This window comes from Microseira wollei NIES-4236 (assembly GCF_020521235.1).
GTDB classification, from domain to species: Bacteria; Cyanobacteriota; Cyanobacteriia; order Cyanobacteriales; family Aerosakkonemataceae; genus Microseira; species Microseira wollei.
On record NZ_BLAY01000121.1, the window covers coordinates 1 to 23,341 of the forward strand.

The 23,341-nt window shown below is 44.3% G+C and carries 22 protein-coding genes and 1 pseudogene; 2 read left to right on the plus strand and 21 right to left on the minus strand.

The genetic code is table 11. From position 1 onward, the window contains the following. Positions 1-347: 347 nt before the first annotated feature. The 9 genes from MiSe_RS31805 to MiSe_RS31845 all read right to left on the minus strand — a co-directional run bounded on the left by MiSe_RS31805 (position 348) and on the right by MiSe_RS31845 (position 10,503). The gene (locus MiSe_RS31805; RefSeq protein WP_226587653.1) at positions 348-1,787 is read right to left on the minus strand and encodes a glycoside hydrolase family 26 protein; all 1,440 of its coding nucleotides are present in this window, start codon (positions 1,785-1,787) and stop codon (positions 348-350) included. A 409-nt stretch (positions 1,788-2,196) separates the two neighbouring features. Beyond that, entirely contained in the window at positions 2,197-3,639 is a 1,443-nt protein-coding gene (locus tag MiSe_RS31810; RefSeq protein ID WP_226587654.1) for a glycoside hydrolase family 26 protein, read from the minus strand. Between the two features lie 194 nt (positions 3,640-3,833). Further along, positions 3,834-6,164, minus strand: a complete 2,331-nt coding sequence (locus MiSe_RS31815; RefSeq protein ID WP_226587656.1) for an AAA-like domain-containing protein — start codon at positions 6,162-6,164, stop codon at positions 3,834-3,836. 24 nt (positions 6,165-6,188) lie between these two features. After that, entirely contained in the window at positions 6,189-6,803 is a 615-nt protein-coding gene (locus MiSe_RS31820) for a hypothetical protein (RefSeq protein WP_226587658.1), read from the minus strand. Positions 6,804-6,834: 31 nt separating this feature from the next. After that, the gene (locus MiSe_RS31825; protein WP_226587660.1) at positions 6,835-7,986 is read right to left on the minus strand and encodes a cysteine peptidase family C39 domain-containing protein; all 1,152 of its coding nucleotides are present in this window, start codon (positions 7,984-7,986) and stop codon (positions 6,835-6,837) included. Continuing rightward, a complete protein-coding gene (locus tag MiSe_RS31830) occupies positions 7,946-8,719 on the minus strand; it encodes a hypothetical protein (RefSeq protein ID WP_226587662.1) in 774 nt (257 codons plus the stop codon). The genes MiSe_RS31825 and MiSe_RS31830 overlap by 41 nt, the downstream gene beginning before the upstream one ends. Before the next feature lie 86 nt (positions 8,720-8,805). Continuing rightward, entirely contained in the window at positions 8,806-9,330 is a 525-nt protein-coding gene (locus MiSe_RS31835; RefSeq protein ID WP_226587664.1) for an NfeD family protein, read from the minus strand. Between the two features lie 101 nt (positions 9,331-9,431). Continuing rightward, positions 9,432-10,004, minus strand: a complete 573-nt coding sequence (locus MiSe_RS31840; protein ID WP_226587666.1) for a paraslipin — start codon at positions 10,002-10,004, stop codon at positions 9,432-9,434. 25 nt (positions 10,005-10,029) lie between these two features. Beyond that, positions 10,030-10,503 carry an NfeD family protein gene (locus MiSe_RS31845; protein ID WP_226587668.1) on the minus strand — a complete coding sequence of 158 codons (474 nt, stop codon included), beginning with the start codon at positions 10,501-10,503 and terminating at the stop codon, positions 10,030-10,032. A 426-nt stretch (positions 10,504-10,929) separates the two neighbouring features. Here MiSe_RS31845 and MiSe_RS31850 point away from each other — a divergent pair, with 426 nt between their 5' ends. Then, positions 10,930-12,669 carry an AAA-like domain-containing protein gene (locus MiSe_RS31850; RefSeq protein ID WP_226587670.1) on the plus strand — a complete coding sequence of 580 codons (1,740 nt, stop codon included), beginning with the start codon at positions 10,930-10,932 and terminating at the stop codon, positions 12,667-12,669. 72 nt (positions 12,670-12,741) lie between these two features. Here MiSe_RS31850 and MiSe_RS31855 read toward each other — a convergent pair whose 3' ends face one another. Further along, on the minus strand, positions 12,742-12,933 hold the full coding sequence (locus tag MiSe_RS31855; protein WP_226587672.1) for a DUF7453 family protein: 192 nt from the start codon (positions 12,931-12,933) through the stop codon (positions 12,742-12,744). 312 nt (positions 12,934-13,245) lie between these two features. Next, a complete protein-coding gene (locus MiSe_RS31860) occupies positions 13,246-14,298 on the minus strand; it encodes a DUF7453 family protein (protein ID WP_226587674.1) in 1,053 nt (350 codons plus the stop codon). Between the two features lie 324 nt (positions 14,299-14,622). Between MiSe_RS31860 and MiSe_RS51325 the strand changes: the two are divergent. After that, positions 14,623-15,207, plus strand: a pseudogene (locus MiSe_RS51325) (DUF29 domain-containing protein). Between the two features lie 182 nt (positions 15,208-15,389). Here the strand turns inward: MiSe_RS51325 and MiSe_RS31875 are convergent. The 10 genes from MiSe_RS31875 to MiSe_RS31920 all read right to left on the minus strand — a co-directional run bounded on the left by MiSe_RS31875 (position 15,390) and on the right by MiSe_RS31920 (position 22,424). After that, on the minus strand, positions 15,390-16,460 hold the full coding sequence (locus MiSe_RS31875; protein ID WP_226587680.1) for a nucleoside hydrolase: 1,071 nt from the start codon (positions 16,458-16,460) through the stop codon (positions 15,390-15,392). A 273-nt stretch (positions 16,461-16,733) separates the two neighbouring features. After that, complete coding sequence (locus MiSe_RS31880; RefSeq protein WP_226587682.1) at positions 16,734-16,877, minus strand: hypothetical protein; 144 nt, start codon at positions 16,875-16,877, stop codon at positions 16,734-16,736. Between the two features lie 34 nt (positions 16,878-16,911). Continuing rightward, positions 16,912-17,484, minus strand: coding sequence for a PEP-CTERM sorting domain-containing protein (locus MiSe_RS31885; protein ID WP_226587684.1), 573 nt, complete (start codon positions 17,482-17,484; stop codon positions 16,912-16,914). A gap of 278 nt (positions 17,485-17,762) precedes the next feature. After that, positions 17,763-18,413 carry a PEP-CTERM sorting domain-containing protein gene (locus MiSe_RS31890; protein WP_226587686.1) on the minus strand — a complete coding sequence of 217 codons (651 nt, stop codon included), beginning with the start codon at positions 18,411-18,413 and terminating at the stop codon, positions 17,763-17,765. A gap of 230 nt (positions 18,414-18,643) precedes the next feature. Next, a complete protein-coding gene (locus tag MiSe_RS31895) occupies positions 18,644-18,991 on the minus strand; it encodes a PEP-CTERM sorting domain-containing protein (protein ID WP_226587688.1) in 348 nt (115 codons plus the stop codon). A gap of 135 nt (positions 18,992-19,126) precedes the next feature. Further along, positions 19,127-19,327, minus strand: a complete 201-nt coding sequence (locus tag MiSe_RS31900) for a hypothetical protein (RefSeq protein WP_226587690.1) — start codon at positions 19,325-19,327, stop codon at positions 19,127-19,129. Positions 19,328-19,712: 385 nt separating this feature from the next. Next, positions 19,713-19,913: a hypothetical protein gene (locus MiSe_RS31905; protein ID WP_226587692.1), complete on the minus strand. Its 201-nt coding sequence runs from the start codon at positions 19,911-19,913 to the stop codon at positions 19,713-19,715. Between the two features lie 486 nt (positions 19,914-20,399). After that, positions 20,400-20,888: a hypothetical protein gene (locus MiSe_RS31910; RefSeq protein WP_226587694.1), complete on the minus strand. Its 489-nt coding sequence runs from the start codon at positions 20,886-20,888 to the stop codon at positions 20,400-20,402. A 107-nt stretch (positions 20,889-20,995) separates the two neighbouring features. After that, positions 20,996-21,595 (minus strand): PEP-CTERM sorting domain-containing protein, encoded by a 600-nt coding sequence (locus MiSe_RS31915; RefSeq protein ID WP_226587695.1) that lies wholly within the window; start codon positions 21,593-21,595, stop codon positions 20,996-20,998. A gap of 277 nt (positions 21,596-21,872) precedes the next feature. Next, positions 21,873-22,424 carry a PEP-CTERM sorting domain-containing protein gene (locus tag MiSe_RS31920; protein WP_226587697.1) on the minus strand — a complete coding sequence of 184 codons (552 nt, stop codon included), beginning with the start codon at positions 22,422-22,424 and terminating at the stop codon, positions 21,873-21,875. Positions 22,425-23,341 lie beyond the last annotated feature (917 nt).

The window sequence follows — 23,341 nt, forward strand, 5'->3', positions numbered from 1 at the left end:
TGCGCCTTTAGCACCAGGCGCTAGTGGTGCTTTACACTTCCTTAACGCACCCTACTAACTCAATTTTTACTATCAGTGAATAGGTTTGCGCCTTTAGCACCAGGCGCTAGTGGTGCGTTACACTTCGATAACGCACCCTACTAACTCAATTTTTACTATCAGTGAATAGGTTTGCGCCTTTAGCACCAGGCGCTAGTGGTGCTTTACACTTCCTTAACGCACCCTACTAACTCAATTTTTACTATCAGTGAATAGGTTTGCGCCTTTAGCACCAGGCGCTAGTGGTGCGTTACACTTCGTATCAGAAACCGGGTTTGTTTGTAGAAACCCGGTTTCAATAGCTGGTGCTAGATGAGTCCGGAGAATTGGGCGTCTGTTAACAGGCGTGGATTTGTAGGAGTGGAAGGTATGATATTGCCCGATGCGATCGCATTCTTATAACTCTTGTAAGTCTTATAAGTTGTGCTAAAAGACTTGTAAGTGCTGTCGCCATTCGCCCCGCCAAACATCGCCCAGTCAGTTTCTTTATCCTGATTGAACCAGACTGCCATCTTAACGTTTTGCCCTGCAAAGTAATTAAAGGCATCGGTAATCCACTGGGACTTGCCGGTGACGCCGCCGCCTGCCGTCGTACTGGCAAACTCGGTAATTGCCAGTGGGTTGTCGGTTAAGATCCTCAGTCGGTCTATCATTCCACCGTAGATCTGCTGTGGTGTGTTCCACGAAGACCAGTTCTGGCTCGTGCCCCAATTGTACCCGTCAACAGCGATCCAGTCTACGTAGGCATCGCCGGGATAAAATTGTTCCGCACTAAAACCACCCACATCACTGTGATTCACAGACCACACCCATTGCAAGCGAGTCGCCTCCATTCCCTTGCCATCAAAAATTCCCTTGACGTGCTGCCACATGTTGATGTAGTCGGTGGGAGAATTGTTGCCCACAGCGGCACTCCAGGGATACCAGTTGCCGTTCATTTCATGCGCCAAACGCAGGTAAGCGCGGCGGTCATCTGCCGTGCCGTAAACGGTATCTGCCCCTGACAAAAAAGTCTTCATCTTATCCGCCCAAGTATTGATGTAGGCGTCGTACTCGCCGTTGGCGATGCGTACCTCAATGTCTAAGGGCGTTGCAGTACCCGTGAAGGGTTCCCAGGTGACGAGGGGGACATTCTTGTTATTCCATATGTTGCCCAGTTGCTGGTTAAATAAATTACCGATGGTTTGGCTGTTATTTTTCCAATCGGTAAACAAATTGACAACAGCATGTTTCTTGCCCTGCCAGCTTTCTAATGCTTGGACTTGTGGCATATTCCAGCCCTGGTTGCCATAGTAGATGCCCAAGAGCATGGCGTTACTTGAGGTAGCGGCAGCCAAGGAATTGCTCGTTGTTAAAGTTCTTACATCAGCATCTGGTGTATAATTTTTTTCAAACAAGCCGATGTCCTGACTATTCCCCGCCAAAACTTTTTTATCTATTGGTATAATAATATGGTCTGATGAGAGTGGAGTGTTGGGAGACGAATCGGCTTGACTTCCAGTGATGATATCAGTGTTTCCAGAAGTTAAATCGCTTGCTTTTTCGGTATAATCACTTAAAAGCCAGCTGGGAGAAAATGCTGGGATTGGGAGTTGACCGATGAGAGCCGAGGGTTGTAATAATTGGGGTTCGGGTAGTGGAAATCCTAATGTATCGCCCATGTTGCCCTTGGTGTCTGGAAAAAGGGAATTGTCAAGTTGTGGGTCTAATCCAAAGGCAGCTTTAGGTTCGAGAAGCAATAAGTCCATGAGCAATAGTTATAAATACCAGGTATCAAAATATCATATATCGAGAGAATATTAAAATATACTAGGATACAACGAGGGAAAATAACCTGAGTTCGACCTAGACTGGCTCAGGACTTAGGCAAAAAAACCCGGTTTCGAGGGGCGAGATTGACGCATCACCTTTGTTTTTGGCAAGGCAAAAAAACCCGGTTTCTAGGAAAAACTAACTCAATTTTTACTATCAGTGAATAGGTTTGCGCCTTTAGCACCCGGCGCTAGTGGTGCGTTACACTTCGATAACGCACCCTACTAACTCAATTTTTACTATCAGTGAATAGGTTTGCGCCTTTAGCACCAGGCGCTAGTGGTGCGTTACACTTCGTATCAGAAACCGGGTTTGTTTGTAGAAACCCGGTTTCAATAGCTGGTGCTAGATGAGTCCGGAGAATTGGGCGTCTGTTAACAGGCGTGGATTTGTAGGAGTGGAAGGTATGATATTGCCCGATGCGATCGCATTCTTATAACTCTTGTAAGTCTTGTAAGTTTTGCCACCAAACTCGTAGGTGCTGTCGTCATTCGCCCCGCCAAACATCGCCCAGTCAGTTTCTTTATCCTGATTGAACCAGACTGCCATCTTAACGTTTTGCCCTGCAAAGTAATTAAAGGCATCGCTAAGCCACTTGGACTTACCATTCATGCCGCCACCTGCCGTTGTGCTGGCAAACTCGGTAATTGCCAGTGGCTTGTTGGTTAACATCCTCAGTCGGTCTATCATTCCACCGTAGACCTGCTGTGGTGTCTTCCAAGAAGACCAGCGATTGCTCGTGCCCCAATTGTACCCGTCAACAGCGATCCAGTCTACGTAGGCATCGCCGGGATAGAATTGTTCGGCACTAAAACCCCCCACATCAGTATTGTTGGCGCTCCACACCCATTGCAAGCGAGTCGCGTCCATTCCCTTGTGATCAAAGATGGTCTTGACGTGCTGCCACATGTTGATGTAGTCGGTGGGAGAATTGTTGCCCACAGCAGCACTCCAGGGATACCAGTTGCTGTTCATTTCATGGGCAAAACGCAGGTAAGCGCGGCGGTCATCTGCCGTGCCGTAAACGGTATCTGCCCCTGATAAGAAAGTCTTCATCTTATCCGCCCAAGTATTGATGTAGGCGTCGTACTTGCCGTTGGCGATGCGTAACTCAATGTCTAAGGGCGTTGTGGGACCCGTGAAGGGTTCCCAGGTGACGAGGGGGACATTCTTGTTATTCCATATGTTGCCCAGTTGCTGGTTAAATAAATTACCGATGGTTTGGCTGTTATTTTTCCAATCGGTAAACAAATTGACAACGGCATTTTTCTTGCCCTGCCAGCTTTCTAATGCTTGGACTTGTGGCATATTCCAGCCTTGGTTGCCATAGTAGATGCCCAAGAGCATGGCGTTATTTGGGGTAGCAGCAGCCAAAGGAGCAATAGCTTTTAAACTTGTTTCCTCAGAATTCACTGTATAATTTTTATCTGAAATATTGATATTTTTGCTATTCCCCAGGAGGGGGTCTTCTTGAGGTGGGGACATCATATCTTCTGCTGGGAGTAGATGCAAGAGAGGTTGCTCTGGTTGAGTTCCTGTGAGAAGATCGCGGTTACTGGTGCAACTGAATTGACCGATTGTGTCTGTCTGATGGTTCACCTGTAGGCTTTGCGGAAATAGGGTAACGGGGAGTTGGTATTTTAAAGTTGAGAGTTGTACTGCTTGGGATATGAGTGGTAATGCTCCTGGTATCTTGCTAATGATGGTATCAATGTGGAGAACAAAGGCATGGTTGAGTTGCTGGTAAAATTCAAACGGGATTTTAGGTTCGTTAAACAATAGATCCATCAATAATTACCTAAAGATATATTTCCCGAAAATTATTGCACAATTCAGCCTACCAAGATAGGGAGATCACACTAGAATTGGTTATTGAATATCCGGTAAAATTCACTATTTTACACAGGTAACGATTCGAGCATCTAGTTAATTTTACGGAGCGGGGTAATTTGCAAGTTTGGCATAGCCTTCTGGGGGTTTCTCTATCCGCCAATTCCATCACAAAGACGGCGATATGCGTTTTGCACCTCTTCGCTAACATGTGGACTAATCTTTGGGTGATGATGGATGCGATTCGCCCTTTGGGCGTTCGCGTAAGCGTGCGGTCGGCATATCCGCGAAGCGGAATCGCGCAACACCTGACATCCCTGAACTAGCATTTCCTCTAAATTCAAATTCCACAGAATAACCTTTCCATCAGCACTAGCAGTTGCTAGCATCTGACCATCAAGACTAAAATTAACGCTTTTAACTTCTGCTTTGTGATGGTTTAAAGTTTTCAGCAACGTGCCATCAACGTGCCAAACTCTCACCATTTTATCTGCACTTCCCGATGCCAGAGTTTGACCATCCGGACTAAAGCTAATGCTATTCACCGGACTTTTATGCTTTAAAATACCGAGCAAAATCCCGCTAACATGCCAAAGTTTTACCGTTCCATCAACACTTGCAGAAGCAAGCGTTTGATTATCCGGACTGAACTTAATATCGGTGATTTCACCTTGATGTCCCTTCAAAATATTAAAGGTTATATTTTGAATTAAAGCAGCAAGCGCCTGACTATCTGGACTGGACTTTATCCAGGTAGGTTGATTAATTTTATCCGGTAATTGCTGCGGTTCTTTTAGGGAGTAAACAGTTTGATTCAGCGCCATGACGATTCGCGTTTTAGTATCGGGATTAATTCCAATGCCCCATAAGTTTTTGAATCTTCTACCCGAGCGAATGCTTTGGATTAGGGCATCCAACTTTTGATTGGAATCAAACAAAGACTCTGAATATAAACTCAAGGCATTCAGTTCTTTATTTTTGGCATCTAGAAATGATTTTAGCCAAATTAGCTCAATTATCAAAGCAAAGAATAGACCCAAAACGATGAAAGCGCGGATATTTAGCGCGACTCTTAATTGGCGTTCGTGCTGAAGTTTTGCTTCAGTTAATTTTCGTTTTTCCTTTTCTTGACTCAGTTGTTTGAGCAAATCTTTTTCTCGATTTAGCCGTTCAATTTCAGCATAATTTTGGGTTTCTATTTTGCGGAGTTCGGCTAATTCAGCTTCTTGAGCAGCAGCTAAAAACTGATAATCTTGATAACTCAAACTTTTACCTGTCGCCCAAGTGAGGGCATCTTGTAACGCCTGTCCTCGCAATAATCTTGATTCATCTTGACAGTTAGAAGCTAACCAGGCATTTAAAGATTCAGCATAGGGACGCAAATATAAAAATATTTTTTCAACCCAATTTAGGTTAAAAATAGATTCGTAGATGGGATTGTATACTTTTAATTTTCCAGCATGACTAACGACTAATCCCGATAATCTTAATTGGGTTTGTTCGGGAGTATCGTCGGCTGGGATTTCTCCTTGTTGGAGGATTTTATGATAAAGTCCCAATAACCTGCCAGCAGATTGGGGGTTTTTGGTGATGCGATCGCGTATCGTCCGAATATGCGCTGGTTCATCCTGAGATTCCCAATTTTCGATAATCTGGGATTTGACCAATTCAGATAAGTTCGTAGTAAGGACTTCAGTCCTCAATTTATCCGTCGCTACTTGAACTACTAATTTACAAAGCTTTTGAGTCAAAAACGGTTGTCCCCCCGTCCATGCCAAAATTTCTTTTAAAGTTTCTTCCGGGTTATGTACTTTTCCCTCAAATCCTTTAGCTAAGGGTAACGCTTCCTGGAATTGAAACCCATGCAATTCAATCGCGCGACCAATATTAAACGGCGTGCGAGTGGGATCGGAAATTAAATCAGAAGGCGTCGCGACTCCCAAAAGCGCAAACGCGATCCGCTGATAATCTGGTTTTTGGGCGCGTTTGTTATGGCAAGATCGAATTAGAGCAAAAAAGTCATCTAGAGGTTCTTTAAAGCTGAGAACGCTATCAATTTCATCGATAAAAATAACGATTTTTTGAGAAACCTTGACAAGCAGTACTTCTTCTATTAATTCGCCCAAGCGTTGGACTGGGGGAATGAGTTCTCTGTCTTTCGACCAAGTCATAAATTCGATTGGGTTAAATAGAGCGAAACCGCACAATATTTTGTAGGCAACGCCGCCATACCATTTATCTAAAGAAACCTGCTGGTTACCAATTGCTGAAAGGTCGATAGTCGGGCAGGCAATTCCTTCAGATTTGAGCCGTTGCATCGTTTGTACCAGCAAGCTGGACTTTCCCATTTGGCGGGAATTTAGGACATAACAAAATTCCCCAGCTTTTAGTCCTTCATAAAGGTCATTATCAGCTTGGCGCACCACATAAGTGGGTGCATCCTTGGGTAAACTGCCGCCAATTTGATATTGATAGTTTGTCATTGTGCTTACCAAAATTACAGTTGACTAACTCCACTTTTGAGGTGGCATATCCAGAAACTTACGGATTAGATTAACCGCGTTCAACTTGTCATTGATGGAAGCTAAACCCAAGTCAAGGGAGATGCGATCGCCTGATTTAAGAAACAGCGCGATCTGACAGTTAGCCTTGCGATCCGGATTCCAGCCAATGGCTTCGACTTGGACATCTATAATATGAGCTAAAGGATGCCAAATGACTTGAGTATTCAGCCAACCGCCTCGCTTGAGCGTGAATCCATTATAGTCCTTATCAAAATGACAGATGACAACTCGTCCGGCAAAAATAAGCAGGGCGATACTAGCCACAATATTCAAGACAAGGAATAATGGTATCCACCAAAGATAGAATATCCAAGAAAGTTGTAGGTAAATCATCGCAATGAGCAAAAACGTCCCGACAATCCAACCACCTGTAGCCATCCAAATCGAATCAGGTCGATAGCGGAATTTTAGTTGAGTTTTTGTTTGTTCTAAAATAACCATTGTTTGACTTCCCAATTGAACGATTGAACCCAAATTTAACTCTCGCACTAACCCGTAATCCCGCCCGGAAATAAATTTCCGGGCTAATAGCTTAAGTCCACGCTCAGTGGACTGCAAATCTCTACCATTCCTCTAAAGAGGAATTTCGCTAAAAGCCCTTGGAATTTATTCCCTGGCGGGTTAAATTTACAGGCGCAAGATCTAAATTAAGACTGTTTAAACTATCTCTAGATTTAAGCATTGGAACTCCTTTGAGAAACGAACCACTTAACAGCAGCACTGTCTGAGTATCTAACTCCCCAGTTACCTTCACACCTACCGATTTTTGCAAGCGCCTAATTGCAGAAGCAACCTCAGATTTTGTATTAACTTTTTCGCCTATCTGCTGAAGATAAACCAGAGCTATTTCGCGGGGAATGGAAATATCTTGCGGGCGTAAAATTGGCAGATATTGTCCGCCGCCAAATTGCTCAAAACGCGCCCGACGGATGCGGTAAATTCGCCCCCAACTTGGGTCACCAACGATAGCGAAATTGTCATTTAAACCCAGCAATGCTACCGCATGAGGGAGTCGAAACAGACCGCTTCCCGACCAATAGCCTAACACACCAGGGCGGTTTATTCGCTGCATTTGCTCCCAATTTGCATCTAATTCTATTCGATCCATTCCCATAGCGCGAGTTGCAACCAAAAGTTGCGGCATGGATGTTCCTAAACGGGTGGTTCCTGCTAGTTTTGCTACGCTTGATTCAGTTGCTTCTATTCCCCAAAGTCGCAATACTGTTGCTAAGGCAGAGGGGCCACAACTGCTGTTAGAAGTTTGTTTAAATACGCCATGCTGAAGATTATCTTCTAAAGTGGCGTGAATTGGCGCTAAAAAGTAAGATTCAGCCGCATTAAATCCACCCAATCCTAATAATCCAATCAGCACAACAGCGACGACCTGGACGCGGGCAGTATACCAACTAATTGCGAAACCAATGCCGCAGATAAATACAAGCAACAAACGCAAGATTGTCCAGGTTATTTTGAGGCTGTAAACGCGCCATTCAAAGGGTAAAGCTGACATTTCAGGCACAAAACGAGCCAGTAATAGCAAACCGATGTACAGAATTAAAAAGACTATAGCGAGGTAGTTTTTGCCTTGAAAAATGTCGTTGGCGTTAACTCCTTTCCGTGCTAAGGCTCGTCCTAGCCGCAGTCCGAAAAAGAACATAAATGAGGGTAAAATGAATGGTTCGGGGAACATATTTAATCGGTTAGAAGGTTTTGCCAGCCATAAAATAGTATGCGATCGCAACGACAGGATAAGAACCTACTTGCATCGACATGACAGTAGCAGCAAGACTGGGGCTTTTGTGTTTGAGGAGGCGAGCGATCGCATAACCTTTCATCACAAATCCAAAGATAAATCCAATCAGCAATAACCCCGCTGTCGCTGCATAAAGATAAGTAAATCCTGCCGAAATATTCATAGATACCATGATAAATACCTGCGCAACTCCCATGCCAACAAACAGCAGATAAACTAAGAATGCAAACATCGCTTTGCTCAGGTTTTTTAAGAAACCTACCCGCTGACAAAATGAGAGGCACATCGCAGCAGAAATCGCTCCACCAATTACCGCTAGGGGAAAAATTACAACTAAAAATACGGAACTGAATAAGCTGGCTATCAGGTAGAAAATATTTCCTCCTAAAGCTATTCCAAAAGCTTTGAGGTAAGGCAGTGATTCTCTTTTATGCAGAATAAAAGCTTCGATGCAGATGATAGCGAGGAGAGGGATTCCATAGCTAGAAATTGATGCGACTGCGGGAAGCAAGAAAACGTTCGAGGCAAATAATACCCCTCTGCCGGGACCACAAGCTATTGCTGGTAAGGCAAGAATCAGTACTAAAAAGACAGCGCCTAATGTAACTTTGATGAAAGATTGCCACTTTTTACGAGAAATAGATCGGCGCGATTTGTAAGTTGCAAGCTCACGATTTTTATAGACGACGAGGGAGGAATTGGGATTTGGATGAAGTTGCATGGTTATTCTCCTGGGTTCAGTGTTCTACAGTTACATATATCTGACAGGGTTTGACTTATGCAGGAAACTGAATTAAACTATGTCACCTATGCCTGAAACATCTTTTCTGAATTCACAATCAACGTGTTACCATCTCGGTGCAAAACGTAAACTTTTTCATTCGGTTCAATCTTGCTAAACCTATCAGCACAACGCGCTCGCCAAAAACAGCCTTCATAGAGAACTTTTCCAGTTTCTCCGGGTAAAATTTCCGTCAAGGTTTTGGCTTCAGTTGCATCGGGAATCACAACATTTTTGCGCTTAATTAAAGTAGGACGCACCCAGATAACCAAGGCGAGAGATACACCCATCCAATACATTACTTGGACGTTAAATTCTTCATACATGACATAGCGCCAATCAAATCCGAGTGCTTCTGCCATTTGCCAATCTGTAATTGCGGTAATAAAGCAACTAATCCCGATTAATAAAGCAATGAATTTGTAGCTTTTTTTCATTTTTTGTGCTGCTAATAAAAACTCAATCATACAGAGACTGACGCCAGCGATCGCCCAAAACCAAGGGGGAGTTATTACAAAAGAATGAGGCGGTATTTGTGCTAGTAAATTCATCGGATTTAAGTACATCATAGGATTTAAACATCGCAATATTTGTTTTATTCTTGTGGGGTAGGCATCTTGCCTGCCCCAAATATTTTTGCCAGAAACTAAGCTTACCGAATTCCTACAGCATTCAAGCTTTTAGCTGGAGTTTTTGCACCTTCATAAGTCAGCTTATTCCCAATCGCAAAATCCATCATCTCTACTCGCGTAATCTTCACTCCCCAAGGTTCTGTTGCCACATCCAATCTTTCCACCAAAGCTTGATTCAGTCTCTCTCTAGCATTAAACATTTCTTCGATTTCAAGTTTGGCAATTTCTGTGCGAATGTCCAAAATCAGCAAATTCATCATCGCGTCTTTGAGATTTTGTACCTTGTAATAAGCTTTCTCAATATCTGTCAGCCGCCAGTAAACTAGAAAATTAGCGGTTAGAGAAATTCGGTCTAACGTCAAACATTGAATTGGACGCATTTCTAAAATTTGTTCCCGCAGGGTTTGTTTATACGCTACCTGTTCGATGAAGGGAATCAAAAGTGTAAGTCCAGGTTCGAGCTTTTTGCCATCATATTTACCTAGCATTTCCACAATCGCTTCATCTCCTTGGCGGACAATTTTGACACTAGAAGCAAGGGAACCTCCGGTAACAGTCAAAAACGAGAATAGTACAAGTTGAAAGAAATCCATTGTTACTCTCCTGATAATTGAGTGGTTAAGGAAGAAACAGTCTGTCTGGAACTACAACCAGAGTGTTGCCTTCGCGGCGCAAAACGAATACTTTTTGGTTGGATGCGATCGGGCAAGTTCGATCCTCGCAATAAGCTTGCCAAACACAGCCTTCATAAAGCACTCGTCCCGTTTCTCCCGGTAAAATCTCCGTCACCGTTTTCGCTTCCGTTGCTTCTCGCACGACATATTTTTTGCGCTTGCGAATCATCGGACGTATCCAAATAACTGAAGCTAAAGACAATCCCATCCAGTAAAATATCTGATACTTAAACTCCGGTACGCGGGTTGCCCGAAATAAAAGGAACGCTACAAGTAAAGAACAAATTCCTGAGAATAACGGCACAAATCTGTAGTAAGTAACCAGAGTTTTTGGTAGAAACAGTTCCAGCAGGCAAAGAACAAGACCAAATCCTAACCAAAACAGTGGAAAACTCAGTTGTGAATCAATTAAGGGCAATCTCTTCACCTCCTGTCCAAATCCTTGCTTGTCTTTATTAAGACAGGTGGATACCTGAGATCTAAACTGACTTTAGCGAGAACTCATCGACTTCTCATCGACTTTTGGCAGAACGGGCATTTACAATCGTTTCAGTTGCCCACAGCCGACGCCGACAGGCTTAAGCCTGTGGCTACACGAACAAAGACCGCCTGCGCGGTCTGAAAACTCTTATTCGCCTACAGGCTAAAGCCTGTGGCTACACGAACAAAGACCGCCTGCGCGGTCTGAAAACTCTTATTCGCCTACAGGCTAAAGCCTGTGGCTCCACAAACCAAGACCGCCTGCGCGGTCTGAAAACTCTTAGCCTGCGTAGGCAGGCTTAGTTTGTCTAGCCCCACCCTTGAGGGTGAGGGCAACCAGGGTCAGCCAGGAATTTAAATTGCAATGCCGCGATCGCTTAAAATCCATCCCCAATACATCCCCACCGTCAAATCCTCTTTACTCAGAAACGGTTTTCCCAGCCAAAAAATCCTCGCGGAAGAGTTAGGCATCGCCCAATCTACCGTCAGCAACTTCCTCAACGGCAAACCCGTAGATTACGCCAATTTCCAGGAAATTTGCCAAGCTTTGGGGCAAGAATGGCGCAATATCGCCGATTTATCCGATAACCTTCCCCAAAACGAAGTATCCGACTTTAAAGCCAAAATTTTAATTAGCCATCACCCGCAATACGATCGCCTCGCCATCCAATTGCAGCAAAGTTTGACTGCGGCTGGTCACAATGTAGAAATGCAGGCAAAATCTCTAGATTACAGCGATTATTTTTTGCTGCTATTATCAAGAGCAACTGCTATCAGCGAAATAACTTTAGAAACAGTGCAACTCGCGAGAGAATTGCACCACAACACTCCCCAAAAGCCAGCTATTTTACCCATCTGTTTAGACCTACCTTGGGAATACACTCTACCCTTCGACTTACTTGAACTTTTACAAGGAATTCAACCTTGGCAGTGGCATTGTACCCAAGATATTTCCACCCTAGCCTCAGAACTTTTAAAGCTGATTAAACAAGGTCGCACTTCCTTACCTTCTGACCATGAATTAGCTATATCTTGGCAAAGCATTACTTCAGAAAGGGTACAAGAAGAATTACCAATGCCCAATGCCCCACCCGAATTACCAGAAGGGCAAGTTGAATTAGCTTCCCGCTTTTATATCGAACGTCCTCCCATCGAAGCCCGCTGTTATGAAACAATTGTTCAACCCGGTGCTTTGATCCGGATTAAAGCTCCTAGACAGATGGGTAAAACGTCCCTAATGTCAAGGATTTTGCATTGCGCCGAAACCCAAGGCTCGCGAGCGATCGCTCTAAATTTTCAGCTAGCGAGTAAGCGCATTTTCACCAATTTAGATACCTTTTTACAGTGGTTTTGTGCTGGCGTCGGTCTAGCTTTGGGACAACTAGATTCATTATCCAACTGCTGGCAGTTAGCCGATATTATTGGTAGCAATTTGTGTTGCAAAGCTTATTTTGAACAGTATTTGTTATCAGAAAATTTGCCGCCCCTGACTTTAGGGTTAGATGAACTTGATCGCATCTTTGAATTCCCCGAAATCGCCGATGATTTTTTAGGCTTATTGCGAGCGTTACACGAAGAGTCTAAGCGCTGCGATCAATGGAAAAAGTTTCGCTTAATTGTGGTTCACTCCACGGAAGTTTATATCCCTTTAGATATGAATAAATCCCCGTTTAATGTGGGATTGCCGATAGAATTACCAGAGTTTAACCCCCAGCAAGTGCAAGAATTGGCAAGGAGACACGGAATCGATTGTGATGAAAATAAAGTCGAGCAACTGATGGATTTAGTGGGAGGACATCCTTTTTTAGTTCGACTCGCAATGTATCATATTGCCCGTGGGGATATGACCCTCGATCGGTTAGTTCAAGAATCTGCTACAGAAGCAGGAATTTACAGCGACCACCTGCGACGGCATTTGTGGAATTTAGACAAATATCCAGAGATAAAATTGGCGTTTGGACAGGTAGTAACGGCTTCAGAGAGCGTGCGCTTGCCCTTAGAACAGGGATTTAAATTAAACAGTATGGGCTTGGTGAAATTGGATGGTAGGGATTGTATTCCCAGGTGTAAATTGTATCGGGAATATTTTAGCGATCGCCTTTGACACTCCCCGGTCTAAAGAGGAAACCCAACAAGTGATTCTGGGAATCCTCGTATCTTCACACCGGGGAGGATGTCAATTTTGCTTATGCCGCCAAGAAGTTGCACCAAACGCCCCTACTGCCAACAAACCCAACACCGAAGCTGGTTCGGGAACAGCTTGAGGGTCAGCACGGAAAATGGCTTGCCTGCCATCTGCTAAGTAGACACCAAAGGCAATTTGACCAGAATTGTTTAGCCCTTGGCGGGAGAAGCCAAGCGCTGTCACCGTAGAACCTAAGAAAGCATCTGCTTCACAGAACTTGGCTAAACTTGCTTAAAGTTCACCATTCAACCAGAAACAGTTTCTGGAGGGTCTGCTTCCTGCTTCAACCAAGGGAGTCGGCTCCTACTTGTCCACAGGCGTCAATTCCGCACGGGGCCGAGCGTACTCGGAAGATCAAGAAAAAATTGAGGTTGTGCGAAAAAGGTTTCGCGGTCTTTGTGCCTTGGTTTTCGGCAACCCGTCTAACTTACCACAAAAATACCCGCTCGTTGCGAGTCGGTATGGTTAAGTTTAGTTAAATTTTTGGCTATTTAGTCAAGCTCCCGTCGCAATTAGCTTATTGGCTACTGGATCTGGACCTGTGAATAGACCATAGTTATTAGGATCAAGATCCAGCCGAGCGAAAAAGGCTAGGTTGCCATTGTTATTAATTGCTGCCTGGCTAAATGTACTGAACGGACCGCTGCTGTCGGCGATCGTGGTCAGTTTTCCATCTTTGCTGGTTAAGAGAGCTTGACCTCCTGTTCTGAGAAGCGCACGAAACAGGACGGTGTCATTGTCGTTGAACCCCGAACCCAGGAACTCGCTAAAGTTACCAGTAGTGTCGGCAACGGTGGTCAGATTCCCATCTTTACTGGTGAAAATACCTTGACCCCCTGCATCCAAAGTAGCGGAGAAGGCAACGGTGCCATTGTTGTTAATTTGAGGAAAACTGCCGAAGCCAGCTAATGGACCGTTTCTGTCAGCGATGGTGTTTACTGTGCCGCCGCTGCCAGTGAAGACGCCACTATTATTCCTCCCATCGAATACACCTGTAAAAACAACAGTGCCATTGTTGTTGATTGTCGGGTTAAGCAAGATGTTAAATTTGCTACTGGTATCAACGATGCTGGTCAGTTTCCCATCTTTACTGGTGAAAATACCTTTACCCCCTGCATCCAAATTAGCGTGGAAGGCAACCGTGCCGCTGTTGTTGATGTCCACGACGCCTCTGGTACCTAAGTCGCTGTTCTGAAAACTGCTAAATATACCACTGGTATCGGCAATGGGGGTCAATGCCCCACCATTGCCGATAAAAATGCCGTAACCCCCTGCTTTCAGACTAGCGTCGAAGGCAACAGTACCACTGTCGTTAATTGCAGGTTCTGCGGTGGGGAAGCCGCTTAAGATGCCACTGTTGTCGGCAATCTTGGTGAGGGTGAAGGCATCTGCCGAGCTTATATTAAGCAAGCTCATGCTCATAGCGATCAATGCTGCCACTGATAATTTGGTAGCTCGAATCATAAGTATTGAACCTGTCAAAACTAGGGATTGACCGTTAATTCTTGTTGGGGTGATTTCATCGCCTCCCCCGGATGTGCGTAACACAAAACAACCCCAGGGCAGGCATCCGAAATTACAAGAGTAATTTTAAGGATAATTTCGTTGTTTATAGTCAGACTTCACCCATTTTTTTACTAAAAAAATATAATCTAATTTACTTAGTAAAAAAAGTATAAAGTTTAAATGTATATTGGATAATTCGGCAATTAATTTATGATTTTATGGTAAACTGAATAATTTTACTGTGCGGGGCATTACTTTCTGCACACAGACTAGGCATCAACAGATAGTTACTAGACTTCTGGCAAAAATCCGGAAAGGGCGTAAGCGCGTAGTTAAATTAGAACTCTCACAAAGGGATAAACTGCTATGACAATCCGTTCTCAACCCCAATTCAATCAAATTCTTTATGAGCAGGATTTTTATCTGTGGATACAGACGACGGCAAAATTGCTCAAAGATCGTCGCTTTGACGACGTGGACTGGGAAAATCTGATTGAAGAAATTGAAAGCATGGGAAGAAGTGAGAAAAAGGAAGTTAAAAGCCGATTACAGCGGATTGCTTTTCTTGTGAGGTACAGCCTTTTGGCGCCTTTTGTGTAGCGGCAGCATTAATGCTGCCCGCACACTGCTGCCAAGGTGTACCTCATGGGACTGCAATCCGCTATAATTGTCCTGATTGAACATCTTCTCAAGCTGATGTATTGGGAAGCAGAGAAAACTGATAACGCCAGGGGTTGGCGCGATACAATCGTGGAGCAAAGAATTCAGATTGAACTGTCCCTTGAGGATAGTCCTAGTCTGGGTCCCCTTTTAACAGATCTATTTCTCGACTGCTATCAAAAAGCGAGGAGTACTGCTTTGCGTAAATATCAACTAAGAGCCGATTTTTTCCCTGCTGAACCGCCATTCACGCTAGAAGATGTTCTTAACTCTGATTATCTACCCCAATAGACCTCTCCAACAAAGAATCTCTTTGACAGGCACCGACGCCTATCCCACAAGAGTTTTTGGAGAAGTCTAATAGAAGTTGCAAGAAACCGTTCTAGAAATGCGATCGCTCTTCCTCCATGATAATTTTGGATTCGAGCGATTCGAAGACCCAGAGGCTACGCCAGCGCCTTTATTTCATTGCATTACCCTTGCTTTTTCTTGAGAACAGAACCAGCGCCCCATACACCAACACCTAATAATCCCAAAACAGCAGCATGTTCGGGAACGGATTTCGACGGCAGCGCTGAGAAGACTTCGCTGCTGCTGAATGAGAGGTTATTAAAGCTGGGGTTTAGAGATACCAGAACATTAGGAGGTAAGCCATCAACAGCAAATGTTTGCCCTTGAGTTGCTCCAGGATTTGACTCTGTATCGACTTTCAGGTGTAAAGGAGTTTCAGGATAAAAATCTGGCTCGCTGAGATTAATTGCTGCAACTAAGTCCCAAACCGGGTTAGGATCGTTGTTACTTTGAATTACAGTCAGAGCAAAATCTAAAAATTCGGAAGCAATGATACTTTCAGGAGTTCCCGTAGCCAACCATGCTGCTTGATCGGCACGATAAAAACTGATTTTGCTGGTCGCATCAAGGGGAGTCAACTGGATTTTTAATCCTTTGTTTCCCGCTTCAAATACTTCCTGATCCGCGACTGGATCGAGCCAAATATTAAACTCGGCGACCGCATTTGTGGCAAAGGGTGGATCTGGAAGCACTTTGAGATTCCCTGGAACGAAAACTGCGCCGCCCATGATTTCTACTATCGAGATGTTGTTGATAATAGAAGCGTCTAGCCGCAGTGCCTCTGCAATATTTGTCAAAGGACCAGTTGCCAATATTGCCACCGGATCTGGGGACTGTTTTATCGTCTCCACAATCAGTTCTGCCGCTGGTCTGGTTTGAAAGGGTGGGGCTGTGGGTGGCAGCGTGACAAAGGGCGCCCAAAACGTATCCGAGCCATCTCGAATGAAGTCTGGAAAGGCATTGTTTCCTGCCAAAGGATTGGATCTACCAACACCAAGCGGGATGTCACTCACATTCAGCCGCCCTAGCATTCGCTCCAGATTATTGACAAAAATTGGCGGACGGGCAATTCCTTGGGCAATCGTGATGGCTTTAATATCAAACTTAGGATTTGCCAGCATATATGCCAGTGCAGTCATCCCATCTTGGCTACCGTCATCATCAAAAATCAAAGGTGTAGGTTTTGAGGTCAAAGTTGCGATCAAAGCAGCTTGACTATGAAAGCCAAAATCAACAGCGATCGCAACCTATAAACCAACCGCCATCGCAGCAGCTGTTGCAAGTTTAGTTAAGATGTTTTTGACATTTTTTACCTCTTGGATTGTGTGATGTGATGGCAGGCTTATTACTCATAATTAAAACTCTCCGCGTCTCCCCGTCTCCGCCTCTCCGCGTCAGTCCTAACTATGGGCACTCAAACAAACACGATATGAGTTGGGTAATCTGAGATCTTGCACCATTCTCAATTATCTGGAGGCAGAGCCTCCAGGACTCTCGTTCCCAGGTTGAACCTGGGAACGAGAAAACGAGAAAAAACCTTGGGGCGATCGCTTCCACTTGCTGGTTGGCGTTGCAGCGATCGCACGAGATTTCATCGAGGCTAGAATCAAGCTAAGTTGAATTTTTACCAGCTAGTTCTAACCCTTAAGCTTCTGCTTTCTGGACAACTAGCTTTTTTTTGCGGGTTAAAGTTGCACCCAACGCACCGAATGCAACTAAACCCAAAACCGAAGCCGGTTCGGGAACGGCAGTGCTGGTAAAGGTTACTTTAGGATCTTCTACTGCACATCCAGTAGTGCTGCACTCTCGATAGCTCTTTACCTCTGCATCGTAGTAAGGGTTGTATTTGTTACCGTCAACCGTTTGGAAGCTAAAGCCCGCAAAACTTAACTTAATATCCTGGTTTGGAAAGAACAAATTATCGTTGGGAACGGCAGGATCTCCTGTGACTGGATCGCTTCCTACTGGATATGAACCCACTGGAAGCAAGCTGGTAATGGCAACTCCATTCCTTTCACCAGTAATCCCTGTTATCAGAAAAGATCCTGGGTCTGTTCCTGGAGCGCCAAGGGTTAATGTTCCCGTGGCATCGATCCCTGTTCCGCTATAAGAAAAGTTATACAATTGTGCGGCAGAAGCTGGAGAAGATGCCATCACCATTCCAGCAGCAACTGCTTGACTTACTCCAGCCAGAAGTAGAGATTGTTTTAGTTTCATTGAGGATCTCCTTTTCAATTGTTTGAACTGGAAAATCGAACCTTGAGGTACAAACCCTACTCAATTTGAGTAGCTCCCTCAAGCGCGAGCGCTGATGTTTTAGGCATCAGATTTATTGGCGCTAAGCGCTTTGGGAAATTGCGATCTCTCTTTTGTCTGGTGTTGGCGAAACCTTCCCCAGGCTAGGCGATACGCCTTTAGGCACGCGCAAGGGACACCAGAGAGTTCATCGAGGCTAAAATAAAGTCAGTTGAATTTTTACGAGCTAGTTCTAACCCTTAAGCTTCTGCTTTCTGGGCAGCTAGCTTTTTCTGGCGCTTTAAAGTTGCACCCAACGCACCGAATGCAAGTAAACCCAACACCGAAGCGGGTTCAGGAACCGAAGCCTGAACGTCGATACCGCTGGTAGGTACTGCAAATTTGCTGGTTACATTGCTTCCGTCCACAGTAGTTGCTGAGATGACTTTAGAGACACTAAAATCCGTCTTACCGTCATTCACTAATTGAGGCACAGAGTAACTGACGTTCAACAGTTCCAAAATTGTATCTGGAGCAATTCCTTGTCCACCAGGAAAATTAACCGTAAATACAACTTTTGACAAATCAGTCTGGTCGCGAACAATTTCAACCGGACCTAATAGTGCTAGGCTTTCAGGGGTTTGAACAGGGTTCGGTGATGCCAGTTCAGCTTCATCTCGCACTCCTTCAAACAACAGGGACTTTAAAGGACTAGACAGACCTGATGTGTCTACCTTGATGCTAAGGCTGAACCCATTTGCCCCAGTTGTTGCAATCGCATCTTCAATCGGATCGCTATCTAATTGCGAACTGGGAGTGAAGAATATAGAAGCACTATAGGCTGGTGCAGCCGCCAGTGACGCTGCCATTATCCCTATGGTAGCAGCCATTTTGATCGCCAAAGTTTTCATGGTTTTTACCTCTTAAAATGTGTGATTTGGGTAATCGAACCTTGATGTACAAACGCTACTAAAGTTGAGTAGCTCCCTCAAGGGCGATCGCTGATGTTTTAGGCATCAGATTTATTGGCGCTAAGCGCTTTGGGAAATTGCGATCTCTCTTTTGTCTGGTGTTGGCGAAACCTTCCCCAGGCTAGGCTAAAATAAAGTCAGTTGAATTTTTACGACCGAGCTAGTAACCCTTAAGCTTCTGCTTTCTGGGCAGCTAGCTTTTTTTTGCCCTTTAAAGTTGCACCCAACGCACCGAATGCTAGTAAACCCAAAACAGAAGCTGGTTCAGGAACTTGGGTAACTGTAATAGCCCCAGAATTTTGATCCACTAGAATATTCGTTGTTCCTTGATTGGCAGTCTGCCTTAATTCCAACTTACTACCAATTGTTCCTTGCCGGAACAATTCTCCGTCTATAAATTGTCCTCCTGCTACGTCAAAATTGCCAAATAAGCTCTTATTGGAAGTATCAAAATTGAATTTGAAAAACTGAGAGTCTGATACTCCACCAGTAACAGTATTATAAGTTCCGAGCGGCATATTAGATGGATCGAAGAAAGATACACTCAGGGAGTCTAAATATTTTGTCTGCCCCTTACCGCTTTCTGAAATAATTGATGGTGCTGTCGTTTCGTCATAGTTGAACGTCCCTAAAGCTGAGTAGCCAGCGTCACCTTACCAGCTAAAATTAAACTCGATCGCTTGAGCGGGATTGGCTGTTTCTAAGGCAAGCGCCATCGCTAGAACAGCACTAGCGGTTACGGTAGCCGAAATTTTATTCAAAAGGTTTTTCATGGTTTTAACTCCTATGTTGATCCTGTGAGTTAGGTACTCGAAACTTTGAGGTGCGATCGCTGCCCAGATCGAGTAGCTCATAAGGGCGCGATCGCTTGTGACAGTTGCGTAAGTCTTGACTCAGCTAGTAACCCTTAAGCTTCTGCTTTTTGGGTAGCTAGCTTTTTTTTGCGGTTTACTGTTGCGCTCCCTAATTGTTCTATCAATTTGAATGGGTTCTACGTAATGTAACTTATGATTTTTTTTGGCCTATGCAATAATTCAAATTACACCCGGAAAAACCACTAAGTAAATATTGCAACAAAAACTCTGTTTTGTCTGTAAATTTATCGTGAAGTTTTAGGTATATCAACGGGTATTTCTGTAAATTTATCGTGAAGTTTTAGGTATACTCAGATCTTGCACCATTATCAACAAGCCTTGAAACCCTTGTTTCTTGACGAAAAATCTAGGCTTTCAAGTTTAGCTATTTGCCAGAAACTAAGGTGTTAGCCCTGGTGCAAGATGTGAGTATACCTACTTTTCCTACTTTTCCTACTTTTCCTACTTTTCCTACTTTGGCAACTAAATCCCAGAGTGGGTTGGGGTGATTGTTGCTTTGAATTACAGTCAGCGCCAAGTATAAAAATTCTGCTGCGATCGCACTCTCAGGCGTCAGAGTCGCCAACCATGCTTAATAATCGGAATTTGGTTGGTTGCGTTGAGTGGTGTTAACTGGATTTTCCCACCCCCGTTTCCTGCTGCAAACACCAATATTTATCAATGCCATAAAGTTTTAGCGCAAGTTTATAACTAGCAACTTGCCCGTTGCTAATGGCTAATGGCTAATTGCTAATATAGCATTTTTCCTGATTTCCCCAGCCATTAACTGCACTTTTGAGATAACTAACGTAAGTTGCTAGTTACATCGAGCCAAAGAAACAAAGGTGAGCTGAAAAATCCTGGGTTTGACAGGGATAAATCTCAGCATAAACCTTCTTTCTGACTGCTGACGGCAAAAGCCTGTTAATCTAATTAACTCAAGTTGCTAGTTATAAAATTCGGCGTTGCTAATGGCTAATTGCTAATTGCTAATATAGGATTTTTACTGACATTAGCCATTAGCCATTAACCAGCCCCTCTTCGAGAGATAACTAGCAACTTGCGTTACGGCTTATTTGACGACGATAGTTCCTGAATTGCTATCTCCGATCGTATCAGGACCTGATTGAGGAACCTGATACAATGATAAGTCGGTATTAACCGTTCCTTTTAAATAGCTTTCCCCCGCTGCTTCACCCCCCACATCTATTAATCCAAATATTTCTTTTGTTACCTTGTTGAAGTTCAACTTGAAATATTGACCCGTTGATATTCCATTCACAACGTTATTGTAAGTGGCCACAAGATTACCCGATGGGTTGAAGAAAGAGACATTGAGGGATTGTAAAGCCTGAGTCGCCCCTGGTCCACTTTCTGAAAACTTTTCTGGGGCTGTGTTTTCATCATAACTAAACGAGCCTGTAGCTGAATAACCCCCATTCCCATTCCAGCTAAAGTCATATGTCATAGCTTGAGCTGGGTTGTTACCACAAAGAGCGATCGCCACCGATAAAGCAACCATTATCGCAGCAGTTATAACTTTAGTCAACAATTTTTTCATGGCTTTTTCCTCCTTTATCAACGCCCGAAAGTTTTAGAGAGTAGGGACACGGCAACAGAGATATTTTTGCTGCTGCAACAAAGTTTATCATGCCGTGTCCCTACAACTTATGCTTTTTCGGAGGAGACTAGCTTTTTATTGCGCCCTAAAGTTGCACCCAACGCGCCGAATGCTAGTAAACCCAAAACAGCAGCGGGTTCGGGAACTTGGCTAACTGTAATAGCCCCAGAATTTTGATCCACTAGAATCGACGTTGTTGCTTTATTGGCGGTCTGCCTTAATTCCAACTTACTACCAATTGTTCCTTGCAGGAACAATTCTCCGTCTATAAATTGTCCTCCTGCTACGTCAAACGCGCCAAATAAGCTCTGAGTGGAAGTATTAAAATTGAATTTGAAAAACTGAGAGTTTGATACTCCACCAGTAACAGTATTATAAGTTCCGAGCGGCATATTAGATGGATCGAAGAAAGAGACACTCAGGGAGTCTAAATCTTTTGTCTGCCCCTTACCGCTTTCTGAAATAATTGATGGTGCTGTCGTTTCGTCATAGCTGAACGTCCCTAAAGCTGAGTAGCCAGCGTCACCTTTCCAGCTAAAATTAAACTCGATCGCTTGAGCGGGATTGGCTGTTTCTAAGGCAAGCGCCATCGCCAGAACAGCACTAGCGCTTACGGTAGCCGAAATTTTATTCAAAAGGTTTTTCATGGTTTTAACTCCTATGTTGATTCAAACAAGACACTTTCTACTAACGCAAGTTGCTAGTTATAAACAAGGGCGTTGCTAATTGCGAGCAGGATCGCTTGCTAATATAGGATTTTTACTGATTTCGCCGAGTTCTCCGGGCGACTGCCTGGGAACGCCGAGTTACCACAGCTCCTGCCTGGGAACGCCATTAGCCGCTCCCAGAGAGATAACTAGCAACTTGAGTTACTAGCGTACGCTCCTCACCAACAACGGGGTTAGAGCGTACGCCCAAAATGAACTAATTAGCAGCAACTCGCTTTTTCTTCAGCGCAGTACCCAAAGCACCAGCAACCAACACACCCACAACCGCAGTTGGTTCGGGGACAGACGCAGCAGGTGTGCCTTCAAAGGTAGCCGTAGTCCTCACCGGAGTATTGCCAGAATTTACTGCACTGAAAAGAGCCGTTGCTCCGGCGCGAAATACTCCGTTACTGAAGGTTAGGACTTTGCCATCACTAGAAATCTCCTTCGTCCCGAAGAAGCCAAACGTAGAAGCAGGGTCCCATGTAGCATCTTGCCCGGGAAGAATCGTATAAATGAACTTGGTGAAATCGAAAGCGGTATCGTTGATAGCGTACACAGAGCTTGAAGTTGTTCTATAATTAAGCTCCAGCAGATCGCCGGGTTTACACAGCCCAGCATCGCGGCATTCGCCAATAACAGTAGCTCCCGATGGGGGGGTTGCAAGTTCAGCATTCTGGATTAATGTCCCCGCCTGACTCTTACCACTGGTGAAGACTAGCATTGCTAGCGCTGTCCCGGCTACGAAAGCAAATTGTTTCAGTTTCATCGATTGTCTCCTAGTTGCGATCATCAGTCGGTAATGGTGCATACGCAACCAACACCGATTCACTCTCTCAATGCGATCTCTCCTCACCAATGACTGTGTTGCAGCGATCGCCCTGTTGGATTCCCTTAGATGACTAGGGCTTCACCCCTAGCTTTCGGTAATTTTTCCATCAATTTGAATGGTTTCTACGTAATGTAACTTATAAAATTTGATGGCCTACACAATAATTCAAATTACATCCGTAAAAACCATTAAATACATATTCCAACAAAAACCGTGTTTTTATGTAAATTTATCATGAAGTTTTAGATATATCTACGGTGTTTTCTGTAAATTTATTGTAAAGTTTTAGGTACGGTACTGACGCAAGACGCTCCGAGAAACCGGGTTTCTGGCGGCGCTCTCTAGTTGCAAAGCCACGATTTTTCCCAGAAACCCGGTTTCTGGCGGCGCTCTCTAGTTGCAAAGCCCAGATTTTTCCTATCACCTTAGTTTCTTTGCGTAAGTCCTGAGGTAGATTCAGAGCTTGCACCATTTTCAATTAGCCTATAACCCGCCAGGAACTTAAGTTCCACAGCTGATAGGGAAATTCCATTGAAATAAACTAAAACTGTTATCCAGTCGGATAAATTCGACTTTAGCTATTAGCCCGGAGGTTTTAACCACTGGCGGGTTGTTGCGACAGGTGCAAGATGTGAGTAAATCAGAACTTACGCAAAGAAACCGGGTTTCTCGGAAAAATCTTCGTTTTGGAACTGGAGATCTACGAACAAACAAAGGTGATGGCAAGGTCGTGCGTAAGTCCTGTAAATCTACTTTTCCTAGTTTGTTGACACTCCCCGCGCCTGTTGGTACGGGGATTCTTAAGACCTTTCCCCCCAGTCAATCGGTAGGTTTTAACGTCTTGTACTGACATA